1 protein-coding gene is annotated in these 1442 nt (G+C 28.9%); it reads left to right on the forward strand.

Going from position 1 to position 1442, the window contains the following annotated elements; genetic code table 11:
- Positions 1-451: 451 nt before the first annotated feature.
- A complete protein-coding gene (locus HY951_14695) occupies positions 452-1285 on the forward strand; it encodes a DUF4407 domain-containing protein (GenBank protein ID MBI5541312.1) in 834 nt (277 codons plus the stop codon).
- The last annotated feature ends 157 nt before the right edge of the window (positions 1286-1442 follow it).

Consider the following 1442-nt stretch of genomic DNA (forward strand, 5'->3'; position numbering starts at 1 on the left):
TACTTTCAAACTCTTGTTGTAATTGTATAAGCAATTTTTCCTGGTCATTGCCATCCAGTCGTCGGAACTGTTCTAATATTTCGGAATGTTGTTTCATTCCGCAAATATAATAATTTGCTGTTTAAATTAGAACTTAGCCTAAATTCTCTTGTCACAGTACCAAGCAACTTAAAATTGACTGCTCTTGAAAACCTTAATTTTAACACACCTAAAATAATTGATATTAAATCCGAATTATTCCCTCATCGTTTTTCATTTAAAGAAGTAAAACAAATTCTAAGAAGGGCATCAAGAAAGTTTAAAAGAAGACGAATCTATGATTATACAACCAAATATAAAAATTTATATGAGTTTTTTTCATATATCAAATCTAAAATATTTGATTCATTAGAGAGGAAGTACCGTAATAATTTCAAAATGTACGATATTATAAAAACAATAAGGAGACATTATGAATAAATTAAGAAATTTTTTTTGGTGGTGTTCAGGGGCAAATAAATCTATTTTAGAAAAATGCCCAACCGAACATGAAAAATATTTTGGTATTGGTGGTACTGTCTTTTTTACTGGGCTTTTTGCTGTTATTTCTGGTAGTTATGCATTATATTTCGTATTCAATGATTTATATTCAATGCAACGAATTATTAGTTCAATACTTTTTGGATTGATATACGGCTCAATGATTTTTAATCTTGATAGATGGATAGTTTCAAGTATGAAAAAGGGCAAAAATAGACTTGCTATAATTCGGTTGTTCCTTGCGGCTATAATTGCTTTTGTAATTTCAAAACCTCTTGAGCTTCAAATATTCCATACGTCAGTAGAATATGAGATTGAAAACATGAAACAAAAAGATATAAAGTACAAAGAAGATGCATTAATAAATCCTCTTAAAAATGACATATCCGAACTAGAATCTCAGATTAGTAACTTAAACAAAGAAATTAGTGAAAAAGCCAAGGTTAGGGATAATTTAATTAGCGAAGCAAATGGAGAATGGGATGCATCAAAAGGTACTCATGTATTTGGCAATGGTCCTGTTTTTAAGAAAAAACAATCAGATGCGGATAGAGTACAAAAAGAACTTGATGAAATAAATGCAAGAAATCTACCATTAATTGATAAATTGCAAAAAGAACTTATCGCTAAAAGGGATTCTGTAAAATCATTAAGCCAGTCGGTAAAAAGCAAAAAAAGAGGTAATTATGATGGATTAGATAAACGTATTAATCCTAAAAGGATTTTTAAAGTTAATAACTATGTAATTTTGCCAGAGGGATATTAAACGCTTCAAAAATTTTTCGTAACCGTTCACAGGGTTAAAAGTAGGGATATTTTTTCAGTTTGAAAAACAGGTAAAAAAATTTAAACCATTTAACTTGTGTTAGGAATTAGGGATGGAAATAAATGATTACTAAAATAGGCTTGAACTGATTTTAAAA

The sequence above is a fragment of the Bacteroidia bacterium genome, assembly GCA_016218155.1.
Classification (GTDB): Bacteria; Bacteroidota; Bacteroidia; order Bacteroidales; family GWA2-32-17; genus GWA2-32-17.

Excerpts from the sequence above, each read along its gene's own strand:
- HY951_14695 (MBI5541312.1), top strand. The coding sequence starts at position 452 with ATGAATAAATTAAGAAATTTTTTTTGGTGGTGTTCAGGGGCAAATAAA.